Origin of the sequence: Mycobacterium sp. H4Y, assembly GCF_000364405.1 — a bacterium.
GTDB lineage: Bacteria > Actinomycetota > Actinomycetes > Mycobacteriales > Mycobacteriaceae > Mycobacterium > Mycobacterium intracellulare.
The window spans coordinates 144,123-162,183 of the sequence record NZ_AKIG01000003.1; the positions used below are offsets into that span (position 1 = coordinate 144,123).

An 18,061-nucleotide genomic window follows, 5' to 3' on the forward strand; every position below is an offset into this window, starting at 1 on the left:
GACTTAGTGGATCCGGACGATGATTTCCGAATGGCCCAAACGGATGACGTCGCCGTCGGCCAACTGCCACTCCTGGACCGGCGCGTTGTTCACGGTGGTGCCGTTGGTGGAGTTCAGGTCCGACAGCAGGGCGACCTGCCCGTCCCAGCGGATCTCCAGGTGGCGCCGTGACACGCCCGTATCGGGCAGCCGGAACTGCGCGTCTTGCCCGCGGCCGATGATGTTGGAGCCATCGCGCAACTGATAGGTGCGGCCGCTGCCGTCGTCGAGCTGAAGGGTGATCGTGGTGCCCGTCGCGCCGTAGCCGCCCGGCCCGTATCCGCCGTAGCCGCCCGCCTGTTGGCCGTAGTCGGCGGGCTGGCCGTACTCCGCCTGCTGGCCGTAGTCGGGCTGCTGACCGTAGTCGTACTCGGGGCTGGCGGCCTCGGGGTATCCCCCGCCCTGGCCGCCGTACGTCGTGCCCTGCGCGTGCTCGGCGTACTGGGTGTATTCGGGCGAGCCGTAATCCTGGCGGGCGTATCCCCCGCCCTGTTGGTAACCCTGGTCGTACCCACCACCCTGCTCGGGGTAGGCGGGGCGTTGTTCCGGCGGGGCGTAGCCGCCCTCGTCCTGGCGGGCCGGTCCGCGACCGTAGTCGGCGTAGCCGCCACCGTAGCCCTGCGGGCCACCGCCGGGCTGGCCGGCGGGAGGGCCGTAACCGCCCTGGCGGTATCCCTGCTCGTAGCCTTGCCCACCGCCATACCCGCCCGGCGCGGGCGGGCGCTGCTCATACGACTGCGGGTAGCCGCTCTGCCCCTGGTCGGGGTAGCCGCGCTGGTCCTGGTAGCCCTGCTGCGGCGGGTAGCCGCCGTGCCCCTGGTCGGGGTAGCCAGCCTGTCCCTGGTAACCGCCCTGGTCTTGGTAGCCCTGTTGCGGCGGGTAGCCGCCTTGCTCCGGGTAGCCGCCCTGCTCGGGCTGGCGCGGCGGGTAGCCCTGCTGAGGTGGGTAGCCGCCCTGCTCAGGCGGATATCCCCCGCGGGGGTCGGGTGCACCCTGCGGGTCCGGGCCACCGCGCGCGTCGTCCTGGGGACGCCGGTAGCGGTCGTCGTAATACTCGTCGCCGGGCCGCCCCGGCCCCTGATCCCCGCGGTAGCTCGAATTGTCAGTCATTGGTGCTACTCCTCGTTCATCGCCGAACGCGTTATTTGATTGTGGCCGGACGGCGTCTTTGACCGTCGGGCGGGGCTGGACATCGGGGTTGACAGCACCACGGGCGCGGTACTGGCCGGTACGCAGGTTCGACGACTGCTCGAACCGGACGACCACCTCACCATACGTTTGCCACCCCTGTTCGTGGATGTAGTCAGCCAAGTACCTCGCGAAAGAGCTCGACGTGAGATCGGGATCGGTGCTCACCTTTCCGAAGTCGTGCATACCGAGGGTAATGATGTATTCGTTGGGGGCCAAAAGGCGATTTCCGTGAAGCTTCTGAACTCCGTCGCGGGCCTCGCGGCACAACAGGGCTTCTACCTCTTGCGGGACGATCGATCCGCCGAACACCCGGGCGAAGGCGTTGTCCACCGACGCCTCGAGTTTGCGCTCGATCCGCGCGGCCAGCCCCCGTTGGCTACTCATGTCCTACCGTTCGCCTGCACTTGCAGAAGGTATTGCCGGTGCGCGGCAAACGAATCGCCCGCGTGCTGGTTCACTCCCGCATGGTATCGGCACATCGCAACGGCGCGGCACTGTCGAAACAGTGAGAACTGGGTCCCCGCAGATCAGGGGTGCGCCTGCGGCGAGGGCAGGGCGCCGGACGGGATCCAGGCCCGCTGCGGCGGTTCGGGAATCGGGCCATTACAGTGGTATGGTCCATCGGTTGTTTTTCCGGGCGAGTGGCGGAATGGCAGACGCGCTGGCTTCAGGTGCCAGTGTCCTTCGGGACGTGGGGGTTCAAGTCCCCCTTCGCCCACATTGAGCGGTGCTACGCAAAGTCACGACCTCGCAAGGGGTCGTGGCTTTCGTGTTTGGGGAGATCGGGACTCGGGCTATGAGCAGTCGCTGCGATACGTCCCATGGCCCTCGACGATCGCGTCGCCGTCGAAGATCAGGACCTCGTTGACGAGGTCGCCGTTCTGGTTGCGGTAGGCGATCACGATTGTGTTGACGCCTTGGTAGACGCCTTCGACGGTGAACCGGAGATCCGGAATGCGTTCGAGGGTGGCGATCCAGTACCGACGTAGCGCCGCCTTGCCGCGGACCACCCCCTGCGTTTCCGGCAGGAGGTTGGCGGCCACGGGCGATGTGAACACACGTCGTCATGGAAGTCGTCGAGGACGGCGTCGACGTTGTGGGCGTTCCAGTGTTGCGCCCATCGTTTCGAAAAGGCGTCCGCGTCGACGTTCATGGCCGGCACTGTAACGCAGGTGAATTGGGCCGCCGAGCGGCTTTGATGCGCATCGTGTGTGGCGGTCACAGTTGGCGGCGAATGTCGAGAAGGTGGTGCTGGAGTTCGTGCACGGTGTGTACTGCGACCCAGCGCAGCGACCGCTCGTGGGTCTCCGGATAGTGGTAAATCACCGTTCGGTCCCAGTCATCGTCGGATAGCCGAGCGAGGACATTGCTGAATAGTGCTGCCGCGTCGGCAAGTTGACGAGCGACCTCGGCCGGATCCTGTTCGCTGTACCCGTCGTGTTCGGCGCGCTCGTCGCGCCCCATGGACGCACAATCATGGCCGTTCGCGCGCCGTGCTGCGAGCACGCGCTCGCGTTGCACCAGCAGCACGTCTCGCACATGGCATGCGTACTCCAGCGGTGACCACACGTCGGGACACGAGCGGGACCGCACGCCGATCTCGTTGTTAGACAGAAGTACAACGGCTTCGGACGCCAACGCCCGGATGTCGTGGCCCGCTGATGTGGCTCGGCGCAGGTCATAGGCGAAACCGCACCCCGCGCAAGGTTCTGTCACAGCACCATCATTTCAGCGGGCTCAACACGAAGCTGGTTGGCCATTCGCAACCGATCACGCGGCGTTCAAAGTCCTTGTGCCTGCGGGACAATCGTCGGCGCGGGCAAGCCGCAGCTGGCCGACGTCAACGGGCAGCCCATCGCTGTCGGCCTCGACGGTGAGACAACCCACACAATAACCACTGAGGGTAGCCTTACCTAAATCAGCGCGGTATGGTCGCGGCTCATGACCTCCTCCAATCCCCCTGTGCCCAGCACCGTCGACGATCAGTTGGTCAGCGTCCTTCGGGATGACCTGGACCTCAAATTCGAATCCGTCACTGCCGCAACGCGTCTGATAGACGACCTGGGAATGGACTCCGTCGCCTTTGCCGCCGGCCTGGTTGCCATCGAAGAACGGTTCGGAACGCAATTGAGCGAGGAAGACCTGTTGACCTGCACGACCGTCGGTGACTTGCAGGCCGCGATCGGAGTCGGAGTCGACGCATGAACGTTCTCGCGGCCGCCATACGCGATGCGATGACGCGATCGCCCCATGACTTGGTCGTCCTGGACAAAGAAGCCGACAAATGGATCGCCCGCCCCTGGCCCGAGGTCCACGGGATGGCCGAAAGCATCGCAACGCATCTGCTCCAGCAGGACCGCCTCGGTGCCGTGGGAATTGTCGGTGAACCGACCGTCGAGCTGGTCGCCGCCATACAGGGCGCGTGGCTGGCGGGTGCCGCCGTATCAATTCTGCCCCGTCCCAGGCGCGGTGCCGACCCGGCCGAGTGGGCGCACAGCACCCTGAGTCGGTTCAGCGGAATCGGAGTCAGCACGGTATTCAGTCACGGTGCGACCCTGCGCACGCTCGGCGATGCGGAGACGACGCTGTCTGTCTCCAGCCTTGCCGAGGCCGCTCGCACCCCGGCGTCGAATGACCTTCAAAGTCACTACGATTCGAACGCCGCGATCCTCCAGGGTACTGCCGGCTCGACCGGTGATCCGCGCACTGCCGTCTTGTCGCCGGAGGCCGTGCTGAACAATATGCGCGGCCTCATCGAGCGGCTACAACTCGACGGCTCCGACCGGGCGTGTTCGTGGCTGCCGATCTACCACGACATGGGCTTGGCCTTCCTGTTGACCGCCGTCCTGAGCGGGATGCCGCTTTGGCAGGCGCCGACGGGCGCGTTCTCTGCGGCACCGCTTCGCTGGGCGGATTGGCTTTCGGCCAGCGCGGCAACCTTCACCGCCGGACCCAATTTCGGGTACTCCATGCTCGGTCGCTACTCCGGCCGGGTTTCGGATGTGGACCTGGGGGCGCTGCGGATTGCCATCAATGGCGGCGAACCCGTTGATTGCGAGGGGTTTCAGCGATTCGCCGACGCGATGGCTCCGTTCGGATTGCGGGCGTCGGCGGCGACGCCGGCGTATGGGATGGCCGAGTCAACCTGCGCCGTGACGATGCCCGCCTGCGGGCAGGGGTTGCGCATCGATGAGCGGACGGAATCGGATGTGCGGCAACGCTATGCGCTGTTGGGGCGCCCCATCCCCGGTATGGAGCTACGCATTAGCCCGACGCATCGATCAACGGATGATGGTGTTGGGGAAGTCGAGATCCGCGGCTCATCGATGATGACGAAATATTTCGGCGACCCCGCCACAGGATCCGATCACGGTGCGGAATGGTTCCGCACCGGAGACATCGGTTATCTGGTCGACGGTGAGCTGGTTATCTGCGGTCGGTCCAAAGAGGTCATCACGATCGCCGGCCGCAACATCTTTCCCACCGAAATCGAGCAGGTGGCCGCGCAGGTGGATGGGGTGCGACACGGTGGCGTGGTTGCGGTCGGTTCGAAATCCGGTGCCGCCCAGTCGCGGTTGCTCATCGCCGCCGAATTCGTGGGGCAGAATCACGACGTGACCCGCAGCGCTGTCATCAAGCGGGTCATCTCGGTGTGCGGGGTGACTCCGGCCGATGTCGTCTTGATGCCACCAGGCTCATTACCGCGTACGTCGTCGGGCAAGCTCAGACGGCTGGAGGTCCGCAGCCAACTACAGGGCTGAGCGCGAACGCCGTTACGGCGCTGGCCGATTCAGGGCGTAGAGCGCCATCCTGCGGTTCGGCATGTCGTGTTCGCCGAGGAATTCACAGCGCAGGAACTCGCAGAGCCGCCGCACCATCACATTGCGGTGGTCGGGGTCAAACATGATTCGTTGGCACGCCGGGTCGGCGGCCAGGATGCTGGCGATCACCTTCCGGAGGATCAGCGGGCCCAGCCCCCGGTTCACGAGCTCCTCGTCTGCGATCGCCCCGTGCAGGCCAAGGTCGTGTGGCCGGCTGTCGTAGCAGCGGGCGATGGAATCCTTGGCAGCACGGTAGATCTCCATGTACGCGCGGTCGACACCATTGATGCTGAGGATCAGCGGTCGCGAGTAGGCGCCATCGACCTGCGCGCGCAAGTGGTTACGCCAACGCGCGACCGGCCAGTCGTACTCCCACGTGGTGACCAAGTGGGGCCGGTTCATCCACTCGGCAACCAATTCCGCGTCCGCTCCGTCGGGATCGGCGACGCGAATTCGGCTCGGCGGCAGCAGTTCAGGTACGGGAGGCGCCGGCACCTGCCGGACGCTGTCGGTGATGTCGGTGAGTTCACGAGCGAGCACAGCCCCGGGGGCGCCTGTCACGAGAGCGCCCTCGTCCCCGGGGCCGTTCTCACCGCGGTACGCGTAACGCCGATATGCACTGAGCCGCTCCTTCTAACGGTTGCGAGGTCAGGTTCATCGTTTCATGTGTAACTCAAGGCTTCCAGCGGTAAGTGACTAGCGAGGCGTTTCGATCGGTCGTGAATTGACGAGCGCGTTTGCGCCAGTAGCCTTATGAGCTAGCTCAGGGAGGGTTGGAATGCGCGCAATGCAATCACTAGGACCGGAGTTTATTGCTGCGCGGCGACCAGCGGTGCTGTGGGACTTCCGTATATAGATGAGCAGGCGCTGATCGCCGAGGCCGGTGGTGACCCCTGGGCGATCAACGCCAGCCTGCAGGCGGGTAGCCCACTGGAGATTTCCAATCTGGCCGGAGCCTTTCACCGCGCGGGCCGATGCACGGCGGAGGCCGAGAACGCTTTCCAGCAAGCACGCGCACGCTTCGAGGCCGCCTGGAACCACCACGACGGCGGCGGTCATCCCATCAACGATTCCGACGAAGTTCAGCGCGTCACGAAATCCCTAGGGGCGCAGTCGTTACAGCTGCCCAAAATCGCTGCGGACCTGGAAAACATCGCCGCGTCGCTGGCCGATGCGCAAAAGGCCGGGGCCGCGCGCATCGCCACCTTAGAAGCCCAGTTGAAGAACATCTCGGACATGGTCAGCCAGGCCGTCTCCATCTTGCAAAACGACAAAAGCCTCAGCGCAGGGGAAAAGGACGCGCTGCATGCCCTCATCAACACTTGTGAGGACGACGCGCTGCGTGACACCAAAGCTGCGCTCGCAGCCCTGCAATCGATCCGCAACAGATACGCCGATGGCCTTCAGAAATCGCTGGATAACCTTCACGCCGAAGGGTACGACGGCGCCCCGCTGCATGGTGTCGACGCTGACGGCGTGGCCCCACCGTCTCCCGCCCAGGAGGCCGCATTGGCTGGCATTCGCCAAGCCACCAACCAGGCCGTCGTGGACCAAATGGCCAAGGTGCGCGCCGCGCAGGAGGCGCTCAGTAAAGCCGCGGCCGACCTGTATACCCATGGCCCGGGTTCGCCGGAAGGCGACGCGGCCAGCGCCAAACTGCCCAAGCTCAAGGCGGACCTCGCGCGTGCCCTCGACGACCTGGGCAAGATCCCCGACTACAACAGCATTGACCCCGCGTCCGTAAGCGTTTCCCCCGACGGGCATTTCACGTTCACCTACAAGGTCAACGGGCAGCCGGTGCAGGCTTACGGCCAGCTCAAGAACGGCACGGGCGAGTTCTTCGACCAAGCCACTGGCACGTACTACACCTTCAACGGCGGCAAATTGACCGGCATGCGCACACCGGATCCCGGGAAAGTGGAAGCGACTGCCGAACCCCTCTTTACGGCCGTCACCCTGGCGACCGGGGCGCCAGCGCTCAAGGCGGGTGGCGAGGCGGCCTTTCAGGGCCTGAAGATGCTTTTCAGCCGCGAGATGTTGGAAGGTGTGACGGCTGACAACGTGTTCCCCCGCGCACTCGCCGGGGCCGAGGCACGCGTCCAAGCCGCAGAACAGAACCTGGCTTCCCATGCACCGCTGCCCGGGGAGCCGGTCCCGGGCACTCACCCTCTCGAGCCGCCCCCGGTGGAGCACGCACCGCCGGCCCCGCACGGCGACGTACCCGTCGAACATGCGCCGGCCGGGCCTCACGCAGGAGCCTTACCTGATAGCCCGGCGCCGGTTGTCATAGATCCAGCCCATCCGGAATTCCACTTGGACAACCCGCTCAACTACATGCCTCCCGAGTTGCGAGCGCTGTCCGAAGCGCATCTGACCGGAAGTGGTGAAACCGTTCTCGGACCATTTAGGCCCCCGGGCGGCGGGCCTTCCTACATCCAAGTCGCAGAGGACCGCGGCGCCAGCTACTTCAGTCTGGGCGACGCTTGGGATTCCTTCACGCCGACCGAACAACTAGCCGCCAATCAGCATGTTCTCGACGTCGCTATCTCGAATCAAGATAAGATCACGTTGTCGGTGCCTTTCCATAGGGTCCCACCGAATTCATTTACAGCGGCGGAGCTCCGATACCTCGAAGCGCACGGCTATCGGCGCATAGGTGAAAATACGTTGCTGCCGCCGAGCGAAGGAGCGCGATAAGTAATGAAGACCTTGCTGGAGTTTTTCCTCCACTATTTCGACTTCTTGTATTTAGACCCTCGTTATCACGTCACAAATTCCACGACTTCGGGCAACCCGCTGAGCAATGCGTCATTGACGCTCACCGGCCCTGTCATCAGCTGGGAATTGACCAATGACAGGGGGCAACTCGGTTTCGTCATCGCACCTACTACCTTAGCGGAATCGCCAGATAACTGGTTTCGCGCAACACTGATTCGTCAGTACCTTGACGATTACGACGAGACGAACGTCGTATCTCCACGCGAGACCGTGGCGTGGATTCGGAGCAACCTAAGCCGCATCGAGCAGCTTTTTATCGAGCCAGAAACAGAGCGCTCATGTGAAGAATTGCTTAACCTCGCGAAGGCGCTTGCAATAAAGTACTTTGGCCCGCCGCAGGGATGAGTAGCATCCGTGCGGTTGTGTGCTACCCATCTGCAGTTAGGCCACCTTTTCGGGTGTCTCATGGACTCACCTGTCGATGAGATCCGATGATGGTCTCCGAGGCGCATGTCATCCGGCCGGGGGCCAGGCCCTCGAGACTTCAGCTCTTCCCCTAAGACCGCACCCACTGCGTGATTTCCGGAGTGACCGGGTCGGTGATGTCATCGAACTCGGGATGCTTCTTGAGCACGGTGCCGATCATCGAGCACACCGGAACAATGCGCTTGCCCTCATCGCGCGCCTCGTTAAGCGCCTCCTCGACGAGGATCGTCGCCAGGCCACGTCCGCCGTAAGCCGGATCGATTTCGGTGTGGTAGAAGACGCGTTGCTCGCCGCGGTCGGCGAAATCCGCGAGCCCCACCGTCTTGCCCTCGACGGCGATCGTGTACTTGCCGTCCTCAAGGGTGACCGTGGTTTCCGCGCCGGTCTTATCGGTTGTCATTAGTGCTTTCCTTTCGTCGGGGTATCGGTCGAGGCCGCAGCCGAGCGGTCGGCAGCGGCGGGGCGGGCAGTCGGGCGAGCGCTCCCCGGTATCCGTGGACGGCGCCGAAGCGGTCGTCGCCGTCCACCCACAGTCGGCGGTAATTGACGATGTCCTCGTGGCTTCGTCCGACGAAGTTCCACCACATCACCAACTCTTCGGTGAACGGCGTGCCGCCGAGCAACAGCACCCGCGTGGGCCGCTCCCCCACGTTGCGCACGTGCAGCTGCGTGCGGCCGGGACTCAGATAGGCCAGGTCGGCGGTCGCCAGGGACGTCTCGTCGACCTGGACGGTGCCCGAATCGCAGAGCACTCCGTGCTCGAAGGTGGGATCCACGTCGATATCGAAACCTGCGTCGGCGTCGAGGTCGAGTTGGGCGCCCAGCAACGGACTGAATGTCTTTGTGGGCGAACGACTCCCGGCCAGCTCGCCGAAGAACACGCGCGCCTGGGCGCCCGGTAGCGAGACCAGAGGGGGCGCATAGTGGGCAAAGTCTCGCGCCGTGTCGCGAGCGGCAGCGGGAAGCGCCACCCAGAGCTGGACGCCGTGCAGGACCGGCCCTGCGTCAACCGACACCTCGGAGTGGCAAATGCCGGCACCGGCGGTCATCAGATTCAGCTCGCCGGGCCGAACGACCGCACGAACGCCGGCGCTGTCACGGTGCTCCACTTCCCCACTGAACAACCAACTCACGGTTTGTAGTCCCGTATGCGGGTGCGGCGGCACATCCATCCTCGCCGCGACGGGGCCGTAGTGGTCGATGAAACACCACGCACCGATCAGCGAACGCCCGCGTTGCGGCAACGTGCGTTGCACCCGGATCGCCCTGGGGCCGCCCAAGGGAACCTCCCGCGGATGCAGCACCTCCACCCTGGGCGAGGCGTCCCGGCGTTGCGAAGCGGCGCAGGCGACTTCGGCCGGCGCGGCTTCCAGGTTGCTCATCGCCCATCCTCCGTCGCAGGCTCGCCAACGGCGCCGTCACCCGCGACCGTACCCGGCCATCTCACTTGCCCGGTGGCCGCAGCACCTTCATGGCCAGCCGCATGACGGGCTCGGGCACCCGATCCTGCATGGACAGCGCTGTGTCGGCGACGCGGGACCGCAACGGCGTACCCCGCCCGAAGACCCGGTTCAGCGGTCCCCCGGACGGCTCGAGGACCACATGCAGCGGCGGGGTGCCGACGGCGGCGCCCAGGGCGTTGGAGATGACCATCCGCTGGATCTCGCTGGTTCCTTCAAAAATGGTGTACAGCTTGGCATCCCGATACCACTTCTCAACCGGGTGATCTGTGATATAGCCCCAGCCGCCCATGGTTTGGATCGCGCGCTCGGTGGCCTTGACCGCTACCTCGCTGGCGGCCATCTTCGACATCGAGCCCTCACCCCGTTCGAAGGGGACGTTGTTGGCCGCCATCCAGGAGGCACGCCAGGTGAGCAGCCGAGCCGCGTCGATCTGAGTGGCGAGTTCCGCGAGCGGGAACGCGATGCCCTGGTTGTCGATGATGGGCCCGCCGAACGCCTCCCGCTCGGTGGCATACGCCGTCGCGTACTCCAACGCCGCCCGGGCGATCCCGATGGCCTGGGCGGCGACCATGGGTCGCGTCTGCTCGAAGGTTCCCAACGTCGCTGAGCCGGAGCGCTTTCCACCCGCCACGACTTCGCGCGCCTTGGCGAGTTTGTGTTCGAGTTTTTCCTCCCCGCCGAGCAGGTTGGCGCGCGGCACGCGCACACCTTCGAAGAGCAGCTCGGCGGTGTGGGAGGCGCGGCAGCCCAGCTTGTCGAGCTTTCGCAGCAGTTTCAGCCCGGGCGTGCCGCCCGGCACCACGAAGAGCGCCTGACCCCGATGGCCGAGCTCCTCGTCGACCACCGCGTTGACCACGTGCACATTGGCGATCCCGCCGTTGCCGATCCACATCTTGTGGCCGTCGATGATCCAGTCATCGCCGTCACGACGTGCACGCGTGCGCAGGTTGCGTACATCGCTGCCGCCTTCGGGCTCGGAGATCGCCAGCGCAGCGAGCTTGAGATCGCCTGGGGTGCCGAAACATTCGGGTGCCCACTCCAGCATCTGTTCCGGGGAGGCGGCCTGGCCGATCGCCGAGAGCGCCAGGGCCGGCATGACGATAGCCAGCCCGATCCCGGCGCACCCCCAGAACAGCTCCTCCATGAACATGGGCAGGGAGATACCGGTCGGATCGCCGATCAGGTCGCGATAGAACAGCGGGCTATAGAAACCTTGCTGGGCCGCCTCCTCGAGCACCGGCCAGGGGAACTCCTGGCGCTGGTCATAGTCGAGGGCTACCGGGCGTATTACGGATTCGGCGAACTCATGCGTGCGTCGGGCCAGATCATGTTGTGCGGCCGTCGGGGTCAGGTCGAACGTCATGGGCGCGCCTTTAAGGTCGACAGACTGGTCTTGCCGACCCCGACTACCCCATTGACCGGTTCAACAAACTGCCGAGCTGGGATTTCGACGGAAGGTCAGGCGGCCGTACGAGGCCCGACCTGGGCCAGCGGCAGATGCAACACGACCGCGGCCACCGGGACCGCCTCGTGTTCGTGCCGCGCCAGCAGCGCCGCGTTCTCGGGCAGCTGCCGGGAGTTGATTTCCCCGGACGCGATACGCCGCAGGACGTCGTGGGCGTGCGCGAGCTGGTCACGCTTGCGGTACTGGCCGCCCGGCAGCTTCACGCCTGCCCACACGCCGTACTCCTCGCGGTGCGCGATGGCGTGCTGGGCGCAGCGGCGCTGTTGCGCCAGTGGGCAGCGCCGCAGGCATTGCAGGCGCGCCTCCGTGGCCGACCGTTCGTATGCGCGCGCCTTCGCCGCGCCGTCACCACCGTCGTCGTCGGGGTAGCCAAACCAAAGCTCCGGGTTGGCTGCGCACGGGTGTCCCATGTCGGTCTCCTTGTCGAGCGTGAAACGTAGGCAAAAGCGTATATGGCGAGACGGGTCCAACGCAATAGAAACATCGACAAAAACGTATATACGCATATCCGAGACCCTGGCTGTGTACTATCCGGCCTATGGCCGGAGCGTGTGGTGAGCCGTGAGTCGGCCGGCGCGGCGATCCGCGCGTTGCGAGAATCGCGGGACTGGTCACTAGCCGACCTCGCCGCCGCGACCGGGGTCAGCATCATGGGGCTCAGCTTTTTGGAACGGGGCGCCCGCAAACCGCACAAAAGCACAGTTCAGAAGATCGAAAACGGGCTCGGCCTGCCGCCGGGCACCTACTCCCGGCTATTGGTGGCCGCCGATCCGGATGCCGAATTGGCGCGCCTGATGGCCGCGCCGGCGACCGCGATGGCGGCGCGGCGCACCGGACCCGTGGTCGTCGACCGCCACAGCGACACCGAAGTGCTGGAAGGTTATGCCGAAGCCCAGCTCGACGCCCTCAAATCCGTCATCGATCGGCTGCCTGCGACAACATCAAACGAATATGAGACGTATATTCTGTCTGTGATCGCTCAGTGCGTGAAGGCGGAGATGCTCGCCGCCAGCTCCTGGCGGGTGGCGGTGAGCGCGGGCGCGGATTCGACCGACCGGCTGATGGAGCATCTGCAGGCCCTCGAGGCGACGCGCACGGCCCTGCTGAAGCGGATGCCCGGCAGCCTGAGCGCGCGTTTCGACCGGGCCTGCGCGCAGTCCTCGTTGCCGGAGACGATCATCGCCGCGCTGGTCGGTGTCGACGTCGACGAGATGTGGGACATCCGCAATCGCGGGGTCATTTCGCCGGGCGCCCTCCCCCGCGTGCGCGCCTTCACCGAGGCGGTCGAGACGGCGGGCCAAGAACAACAGGGAAGCCACGACGGCGCCGAGGGGGCACAGTGAGCCGTAGCGAAGTCGAGGCGTTGAGCCGCGCGCATCAACTCTTCGCCGGCAGCACGACGCCTGCGTCCCTGGACGCCGACACCGGGCACTATCGCAGCCTGTTGCGCCGCGCCGCCCGACTGAACGACGGATTGGCCCACGGTGGCTACCAGCTCGCGGTGGACCACGGTCGCCAACGCCTCTCGTCGGCGGCCGGGACCGACGCCGCCGTCACCGACGTGCTCGCCGGAGCCCACCGAGACCGCGCGCAGGCGCGCGACCTGACCCAAAACGTCCTCGACGCGGCGCGCGCCGATGTCAACACGCTCCCGTCGACCCCGTTGGCGCAGCGAGAGGCGATGCGCCGCCGCGTGGCGCGACTGCGCACGCAACGGGCCCACGTCGTATCGGCGAGGTTGCGTGCGCGACGGCACCACGCGGCGCTGCTGGCCCTGCGGTATCGGCTGCGGCATGGGCGCGGCCTCGGGTTGCCGCCGAACGATCGGGCCGCGGTCGCGGTGCGGGCGGCGTTGTCGCGGCTGGGCCGCCCCTACGTCTGGGGCGCCAGCGGCCCGGAGGCGTTCGACTGCTCCGGGCTCGTTCAGTGGAGCTACGCGCGGGCCGGTATTCACTTGGACCGCACCACATATCAGCAGATCAACGACGGCATTCCGGTTCCGCGTGCGCAGGTGCGACCGGGAGATCTGGTCTTTCCGCACGCCGGTCACGTCCAGCTCGCTATCGGCAACAACCTGGTTGTCGAGGCGCCGTACTCGGGGGCGTCGGTGCGAATAAGCCGACTGGGCAACAACGTTGCGATCCGCCGACCGTTATGACACGCCAACTTCGCCCGGCGATACGGGCACGACGAGAAGGGTGAGCCGATGCCGGAACAACCCGGGCACTCGTTAGAGGCCGTCGAAGCACGGCGATCGACGCTGGCGAGCCAGCACGGCGCCGCGTCCGAAGCCGACCTTGTGCTGACCGACGTGCTGAACACCGCTCACAGCGCAGCGCGCGAAAGCGTCCGGCGACTGGACGCCATCGCCGAACAGATCGACCACGCGGTCGTCCAGCAAGCGAACCTCGCCGTGGATACACCCATGGGAGCGCGAGAGTTTCACAAGTTCCTGCTGGACAAGCAGCGCGAGATCGCCGCAGTCGTCGCCGGGGCGCGCGAACTCGCTCAGGCGAAAAGGGCTGCGTTGGAGAACCTTCGGGCGCAGTACACCGCGGGCCGCAGTTAACCGGAACTAGTCCACAACCATGCTGCTCAGTGAATTGTCGGCAGGAACGCCCCCCACTACTGTCGCCGGACATGGAGGGGTCGCGTCACTTTCCGCAGCGAGTGCCGCTGCAGCGCCGGCTGCGCGGCTGATGTCGGCGTACGACGACCTGCTGGCCACGGTCAAGTCCGTCCGAGACCGCACCGGCGATCCCAACGCGTGGCAGACGGGATTGGCGCCGACCGAAGTCTCCGCTGTGATCACGCCGACCACGCGCACCGACCAACTCGAGGCAATCGCAGCCAAGATCCGCCGACAGCACGCGGACGTGTTCGGCGCCGTGCCCGCGAGCGGCCCGCCGACGGGCCGATCCCTGGCGGGAACCGCGACACCGCCGGACCGGGAATCGGGTGCGGCCGCGGACGCCATCGCCAGCGCCGAAGCCGCTCTCGCACAGCAGAATTCCGCGAGTTCGCAACTGGACATGCAAGTGGTGTCGGCCATCCTGAACGCGCACCTGAGTGCGGTCGACGGCAGAGAAGCGCTCACCAAGTTGCAGCACGAAACCGAAGCCGCGGTGCTGATGAGATCGGACCTGGACACTCCGGCGGGAGCGCGCGATTTCCAACGTTTCCTGATCGGCAAGCTCAGGGACATTCGCGCGGTGGTCCTGAACGCCAGCCTGGACGACACGTCGAAGTCGGCGCTGATGGCCGCCTGGACGTCGCTCTACGACGCGTCCAAGAATGAACCGAACCGGCCGGGGGAACACGCGCCGGCGGCGTCCGTTGGTGATGCGCCCGCGCTCGGTTCGGCCGCCGAATCGAGCGATACCGACGCCGAATGGGATCCGCTGCTGGACTCGCTGTTGGCCGATGATGACGGACTGTGGCCCGAAGACGCTCCGGCGCCAGATCCGGCGGCGGGCGCCCCGATCCCAACGGCGACGGAAACGCCGATGGCGCCCCCGATGCCCAACTTCGGTGGTGGGCCACTTCCGGGCCTGGGCACCATGCCCGCCTCCACGGCGGGATGGGAAGCGCCCGGCGGCCTTCCCTTTTCGGGCGGCGACGCGGACGATCCGGCGCTGCAGGACCTGGCCGGCGAAGAACTACCGGATGCCCAAGAGGAAGACCCCAGCGCGCACGACGCCTCGGACAACCCCGACGAGAACAACGACCCGCAGGACGTGTCATCCGATGAGCCAGCGGATGGCCCGACGCCGGTGACCCTGCCCGACGGCGAGACAGTGACCGCCGCCAGCCCACAGTTGGCAGCGGCGATCCAGGCCGCCGTCGGCGGCACGCCGATCGCGGAAGCCTTCCAACAACAGGGAATGACCATTCCCCCACCGGGAACGGCGGTCGCCAACCCAATCGATGCCCTACGGGTGGGCCCGGGCGACATCGGTATGTTCACGGACCGTCACGCGCTTGTCCTGGGCCCTGACAAGGCGCTTCTCGATGGCCAAATTCAGCACATCGCCACCGTGAGCGGACCGAACTTTCTAGGCTGGGAGCATCCGCCGGCGGCGGCCGTGCCCGCGACCGCGCCGACTAAGCCTGAACCACCGACACCTACCCGGCCGGCAACCTCGTCGACCACCTGAGAAAAATGAACTCGCCGGCACGTACGGCGGTCGTCAACAGGAGACAGCGGATGGCAGATTCGATACATGTGGTGCCCGCGCACTTACGTCAGGCCGCCGCGCATCATCAGGACACCTCGGAGTACTTGCGCACCGTCCCGTCGTCGCACGCCGCGATCCAGGAGAGCCTCGATTCGCTCGGGCCGATCTTTAGTGAGCTGCGCGATGCCGGCCGCGAGCTGCTCGAGCTGCGACGGCAGTGCTATGAGCAGCAGGCCGCTGACCACGCGGATTTGGCCGACCAATTGACCGTATCGGCGACGATGTGGGAACAGCACGAGCAGGAGGCTGCACGCAAGTTCGGCGACGTCGTCGACCGCGGTCGATGACCGACGCGAATCCCGCTTTCGACACCGTTCACCCGAGTGGGCACATCCTGGTCCGCTCTTGCCGCGGCGGATATATGCACAGCGTCGCGCTGAGCGAAGAGGCGATGGAAACCGACGCCGAGACTTTGGCGCAGGGCATCGTGCTCACCGCGGATGTGTCGTGCCTCAAGGCGTTGCTGGAGATCCGCGACGAGATTGTCGCGGCAGGGCACACCCCTTCCGCCGAGGTTCCGACCCCCCGGGACCTCGACGCCGCCATCGAGAAGTTGCTGGCGCACAAACTGCGCCGCCGCAACGGCGGACGCTAGCCGTCCTGCACGAATCTCAAATGCAACGCGGTGCTAGCGCAGCCACGGCTTAGCTGCGCTGGGATCGGGAGCGATCCCCGTGGGCGGCTCGACGGGATTGGGGCCGAACAACTCTCGCGCGCGGGCGAGTAGGGCGCGCACCTCGTCGAGTTGCTGCTGCAGTGCAGATTCAGCCATGTCCCCACGCTACCCAGGCCGTTGCGGGCGCACAATTCACTGACCGCACAAGTCGAACGCCCGCTGCCGGTACGCTTAGCTGGTGGCGATCTTCGGTCGGATGACGGCGCGTCAGCGCCTCCGGAGGGCTACCCGGGAATCGCTGGCGATTCCGGCTTTCAGCGCTCCCATCGACTGCACCCCTTGGGTGACAGGCGGGCTGTGGCCTGCCGAATTGTCGACGGTCACCGCCGAAACCGCAACTCTCGCAGAGTATCTCAAGGCCGACCTGCAGCGCATAGCCAACGGCGCCAACGACCAACTCAAGATGCTCAAGCGGGCGGGCATGACCGACCCGGCGCGCCAGGCGGCCGAGGCGCGAGTCATCGAGGAGGCACGCGGCCGCGCCGTGCGCCGAGTCGAATCGACGATCCGCTATCTGCACACGGTGCAGAGCGGTGCGCAGCCCCCCGCCGCCGCCCCGCCCACCCTCGAGGGTCCGGGCGCTGACCTGGACAGGACGCAGGTGCTGCCCGCGGTCCGCGAGGTCGACGACGTCGCCGAGCCACCCCCGCCGCCCCCGAGATGGCGTCCCCGCCCGGCCGAACCGGTCGAATCGGTCGAGCCGGTCGAACCAGCCGAACCGGTCGAACCGGAGGCGGGCGAACCGGAAGCCACCCACGCTGAGGAGCCGGCCGCGGCCCCCGATGTGTCCCATCTCGAGGAGACTCAGGTCATCCCGGTCGTCTCCGAAGCGGAGCCGGTCGTCGAGACGCCGGTGGACCCCGAGCCCGAGCCGGTCGAGGAGCCCGCCGCAACCGGCCGCCACCATGCGGTGGTGGACGAGCCCGCAGCCGGCGACGAGCCGACGGCCGGGCCGGAAGCAACCCCCGCCGAGGACGAGCCGGCCGACGTCGCCGACGCGTCGCACCTCGAGGAGACGCAGGTCATTCCGGTGGTCACCGACGCGGAACCCCCGTTCGCGGCGCCGGCCGATCGCGCGCCGGCGCCCGTCGAGGAACCCGTCGAACCCGTCGAGAACGGGCGCCACCACGCGCCCGCGGAGGAACCGGCGGAGGACACCCGCGACGAGCCGGCCGCGGTGAGCCAGGAAGTTCCCGTCGAGCCGGCCGCGGTGAGCCAGGAAGCCCCGGCCGAGGAGGCCGAACCCGTCGTAGCCGCGCCGACCGCCATCGAAAAACCGGTGACCCCAACGGGTTTCGACAACGCCCGGCTGAACCGGCTGCTTGAGTTCGTGGTCCGGCAAGAGCCACGGCTGAGTTGGGCGATCGGGGATCGCGCCGACGGGACCACGGTCTTGGTCACCGACCTCGCCCACGGCTGGATCCCGTCTGGCATCAGCCTTCCCGCAGGCGTGCGGCTGTTGGAACCCGAGCGACGCGGCGGCAGGGTCGCCGCACTGATCGGCGACACGGCACGCGTCGTCACTTACGCTCCCGGTGATTCGTTGCGCCGCTCGGCCGACTTCGCCGCGACGCGATCGTCGGTGGAGCCACGCCAGCTGCCCGCCATCGATGACCTGGCAAGGGTGCTCAGCCAAGCCACCCGGGCGCACGCCGAACTGCCCAAGATCGTGACGCGGCTGGCCGACGCCACGGCCGCCGGGACGTTCGTCGTCGATCAGGAGGTCGACGTGCTACGCGTGCACCTCGACACGGCGCGCTATCAGCTGCTGGTTCAGTATCCGAACGTCAATCCGGGATTGCTGCTCAAGTGCATGCTGATGGCCGCCACCGAAGGCATTGCCAGCGGCGACACGGTGTCGGCGAACTATCACCTCGCGTGGTATCGCATGCTCGCCGGGTCGACGCCCGGCGGTTGAGTCGAGAACCCATCGCGTATGAATTGACGCTGGTCGGAGGGGTCGA

Annotated in this window: 19 protein-coding genes, 1 tRNA gene and 1 pseudogene; 12 read left to right on the forward strand and 9 right to left on the reverse strand. The window is 66.4% G+C overall.

The genetic code is table 11. The features are described from left to right. Positions 1-3: 3 nt before the first annotated feature. Positions 4-1,614: a DUF3662 and FHA domain-containing protein gene (locus tag W7U_RS21535; protein ID WP_008262561.1), complete on the reverse strand. Its 1,611-nt coding sequence runs from the start codon at positions 1,612-1,614 to the stop codon at positions 4-6. 251 nt (positions 1,615-1,865) lie between these two features. Here W7U_RS21535 and W7U_RS21540 point away from each other — a divergent pair. Next, positions 1,866-1,948: transfer RNA gene (locus W7U_RS21540), tRNA-Leu, on the forward strand. A 76-nt stretch (positions 1,949-2,024) separates the two neighbouring features. Here W7U_RS21540 and W7U_RS21545 read toward each other — a convergent pair. Together W7U_RS21545 and W7U_RS21550 are read right to left on the reverse strand one after the other, a co-directional pair. Further along, positions 2,025-2,383, reverse strand: a pseudogene (locus W7U_RS21545) (nuclear transport factor 2 family protein). Between the two features lie 65 nt (positions 2,384-2,448). Beyond that, on the reverse strand, positions 2,449-2,907 hold the full coding sequence (locus W7U_RS21550) for a DinB family protein (protein WP_036429866.1): 459 nt from the start codon (positions 2,905-2,907) through the stop codon (positions 2,449-2,451). Positions 2,908-3,171: 264 nt separating this feature from the next. Here W7U_RS21550 and W7U_RS21555 point away from each other — a divergent pair, with 264 nt between their 5' ends. Next, on the forward strand, positions 3,172-3,435 hold the full coding sequence (locus W7U_RS21555; protein ID WP_050989361.1) for an acyl carrier protein: 264 nt from the start codon (positions 3,172-3,174) through the stop codon (positions 3,433-3,435). Beyond that, complete coding sequence (gene mbtM, locus W7U_RS21560) at positions 3,432-4,991, forward strand: long-chain-fatty acid--ACP ligase MbtM (protein WP_008262569.1); 1,560 nt, start codon at positions 3,432-3,434, stop codon at positions 4,989-4,991. The genes W7U_RS21555 and mbtM overlap by 4 nt, the downstream gene beginning before the upstream one ends. 12 nt (positions 4,992-5,003) lie before the next feature. Here mbtM and W7U_RS21565 read toward each other — a convergent pair whose 3' ends face one another. Continuing rightward, the gene (locus W7U_RS21565; RefSeq protein ID WP_008262570.1) at positions 5,004-5,591 is read right to left on the reverse strand and encodes a GNAT family N-acetyltransferase; all 588 of its coding nucleotides are present in this window, start codon (positions 5,589-5,591) and stop codon (positions 5,004-5,006) included. Positions 5,592-5,888: 297 nt separating this feature from the next. On the opposite strand from W7U_RS21565, the gene W7U_RS21570 reads away from it, so the two are divergent. Then, on the forward strand, positions 5,889-7,748 hold the full coding sequence (locus W7U_RS21570) for a hypothetical protein (RefSeq protein WP_008262571.1): 1,860 nt from the start codon (positions 5,889-5,891) through the stop codon (positions 7,746-7,748). Between the two features lie 3 nt (positions 7,749-7,751). Then, positions 7,752-8,174 (forward strand): hypothetical protein, encoded by a 423-nt coding sequence (locus W7U_RS21575; protein ID WP_009952753.1) that lies wholly within the window; start codon positions 7,752-7,754, stop codon positions 8,172-8,174. Positions 8,175-8,325: 151 nt separating this feature from the next. Here the strand turns inward: W7U_RS21575 and W7U_RS21580 are convergent, their stop codons facing one another. From W7U_RS21580 to W7U_RS21595, 4 genes are all read right to left on the reverse strand, one after another. Further along, positions 8,326-8,655, reverse strand: a complete 330-nt coding sequence (locus W7U_RS21580) for a GNAT family N-acetyltransferase (protein ID WP_008262573.1) — start codon at positions 8,653-8,655, stop codon at positions 8,326-8,328. Further along, on the reverse strand, positions 8,642-9,637 hold the full coding sequence (locus W7U_RS21585) for a pirin family protein (RefSeq protein ID WP_008262575.1): 996 nt from the start codon (positions 9,635-9,637) through the stop codon (positions 8,642-8,644). Before W7U_RS21585 ends, W7U_RS21580 begins: the two co-directional genes overlap by 14 nt. 61 nt (positions 9,638-9,698) lie before the next feature. After that, positions 9,699-11,081: an acyl-CoA dehydrogenase family protein gene (locus W7U_RS21590; RefSeq protein ID WP_008262577.1), complete on the reverse strand. Its 1,383-nt coding sequence runs from the start codon at positions 11,079-11,081 to the stop codon at positions 9,699-9,701. A gap of 95 nt (positions 11,082-11,176) precedes the next feature. Beyond that, the gene (locus W7U_RS21595) at positions 11,177-11,593 is read right to left on the reverse strand and encodes a WhiB family transcriptional regulator (protein WP_008262579.1); all 417 of its coding nucleotides are present in this window, start codon (positions 11,591-11,593) and stop codon (positions 11,177-11,179) included. A 144-nt stretch (positions 11,594-11,737) separates the two neighbouring features. On the opposite strand from W7U_RS21595, the gene W7U_RS21600 reads away from it, so the two are divergent. The 6 genes from W7U_RS21600 to W7U_RS21625 all read left to right on the forward strand — a co-directional run bounded on the left by W7U_RS21600 (position 11,738) and on the right by W7U_RS21625 (position 16,016). Next, on the forward strand, positions 11,738-12,526 hold the full coding sequence (locus tag W7U_RS21600) for a helix-turn-helix transcriptional regulator (RefSeq protein ID WP_008262595.1): 789 nt from the start codon (positions 11,738-11,740) through the stop codon (positions 12,524-12,526). After that, the gene (locus W7U_RS21605; RefSeq protein ID WP_008262596.1) at positions 12,523-13,341 is read left to right on the forward strand and encodes a C40 family peptidase; all 819 of its coding nucleotides are present in this window, start codon (positions 12,523-12,525) and stop codon (positions 13,339-13,341) included. The genes W7U_RS21600 and W7U_RS21605 overlap by 4 nt, the downstream gene beginning before the upstream one ends. A 48-nt stretch (positions 13,342-13,389) precedes the next feature. Then, positions 13,390-13,752 (forward strand): DUF4226 domain-containing protein, encoded by a 363-nt coding sequence (locus W7U_RS21610; protein ID WP_008262597.1) that lies wholly within the window; start codon positions 13,390-13,392, stop codon positions 13,750-13,752. Positions 13,753-13,882: 130 nt separating this feature from the next. Continuing rightward, positions 13,883-15,340: a DUF4226 domain-containing protein gene (locus W7U_RS21615; RefSeq protein ID WP_008262600.1), complete on the forward strand. Its 1,458-nt coding sequence runs from the start codon at positions 13,883-13,885 to the stop codon at positions 15,338-15,340. A 50-nt stretch (positions 15,341-15,390) separates the two neighbouring features. Then, the gene (locus W7U_RS21620; protein WP_008262603.1) at positions 15,391-15,708 is read left to right on the forward strand and encodes an ESX-1 secretion-associated protein; all 318 of its coding nucleotides are present in this window, start codon (positions 15,391-15,393) and stop codon (positions 15,706-15,708) included. After that, positions 15,705-16,016, forward strand: coding sequence for a DUF2694 family protein (locus W7U_RS21625; RefSeq protein WP_008262605.1), 312 nt, complete (start codon positions 15,705-15,707; stop codon positions 16,014-16,016). The genes W7U_RS21620 and W7U_RS21625 overlap by 4 nt, the downstream gene beginning before the upstream one ends. Positions 16,017-16,049: 33 nt before the next feature. Here the strand turns inward: W7U_RS21625 and W7U_RS26565 are convergent, their stop codons facing one another. Then, the gene (locus W7U_RS26565) at positions 16,050-16,193 is read right to left on the reverse strand and encodes a hypothetical protein (RefSeq protein ID WP_014378759.1); all 144 of its coding nucleotides are present in this window, start codon (positions 16,191-16,193) and stop codon (positions 16,050-16,052) included. Positions 16,194-16,275: 82 nt separating this feature from the next. Here W7U_RS26565 and W7U_RS21630 point away from each other — a divergent pair, with 82 nt between their 5' ends. Beyond that, the gene (locus tag W7U_RS21630) at positions 16,276-18,015 is read left to right on the forward strand and encodes a DUF5631 domain-containing protein (protein WP_014383582.1); all 1,740 of its coding nucleotides are present in this window, start codon (positions 16,276-16,278) and stop codon (positions 18,013-18,015) included. Positions 18,016-18,061 lie beyond the last annotated feature (46 nt).

Coding starts and splice junctions, on each gene's coding strand:
- W7U_RS21535 (WP_008262561.1), bottom strand. CDS start 1,614: ATGAGTAGCCAACGGGGGCTGGCCGCGCGGATCGAGCGCAAACTCGAG.
- W7U_RS21555 (WP_050989361.1), top strand. CDS start 3,172: ATGACCTCCTCCAATCCCCCTGTGCCCAGCACCGTCGACGATCAGTTG.
- mbtM (WP_008262569.1), top strand. CDS start 3,432: ATGAACGTTCTCGCGGCCGCCATACGCGATGCGATGACGCGATCGCCC.
- W7U_RS21575 (WP_009952753.1), top strand. CDS start 7,752: ATGAAGACCTTGCTGGAGTTTTTCCTCCACTATTTCGACTTCTTGTAT.
- W7U_RS21580 (WP_008262573.1), bottom strand. CDS start 8,655: ATGACAACCGATAAGACCGGCGCGGAAACCACGGTCACCCTTGAGGAC.
- W7U_RS21585 (WP_008262575.1), bottom strand. CDS start 9,637: ATGAGCAACCTGGAAGCCGCGCCGGCCGAAGTCGCCTGCGCCGCTTCG.
- W7U_RS21590 (WP_008262577.1), bottom strand. CDS start 11,081: ATGACGTTCGACCTGACCCCGACGGCCGCACAACATGATCTGGCCCGA.
- W7U_RS21595 (WP_008262579.1), bottom strand. CDS start 11,593: ATGGGACACCCGTGCGCAGCCAACCCGGAGCTTTGGTTTGGCTACCCC.
- W7U_RS21610 (WP_008262597.1), top strand. CDS start 13,390: ATGCCGGAACAACCCGGGCACTCGTTAGAGGCCGTCGAAGCACGGCGA.
- W7U_RS21615 (WP_008262600.1), top strand. CDS start 13,883: ATGTCGGCGTACGACGACCTGCTGGCCACGGTCAAGTCCGTCCGAGAC.
- W7U_RS21620 (WP_008262603.1), top strand. CDS start 15,391: ATGGCAGATTCGATACATGTGGTGCCCGCGCACTTACGTCAGGCCGCC.
- W7U_RS21625 (WP_008262605.1), top strand. CDS start 15,705: ATGACCGACGCGAATCCCGCTTTCGACACCGTTCACCCGAGTGGGCAC.
- W7U_RS26565 (WP_014378759.1), bottom strand. CDS start 16,193: ATGGCTGAATCTGCACTGCAGCAGCAACTCGACGAGGTGCGCGCCCTA.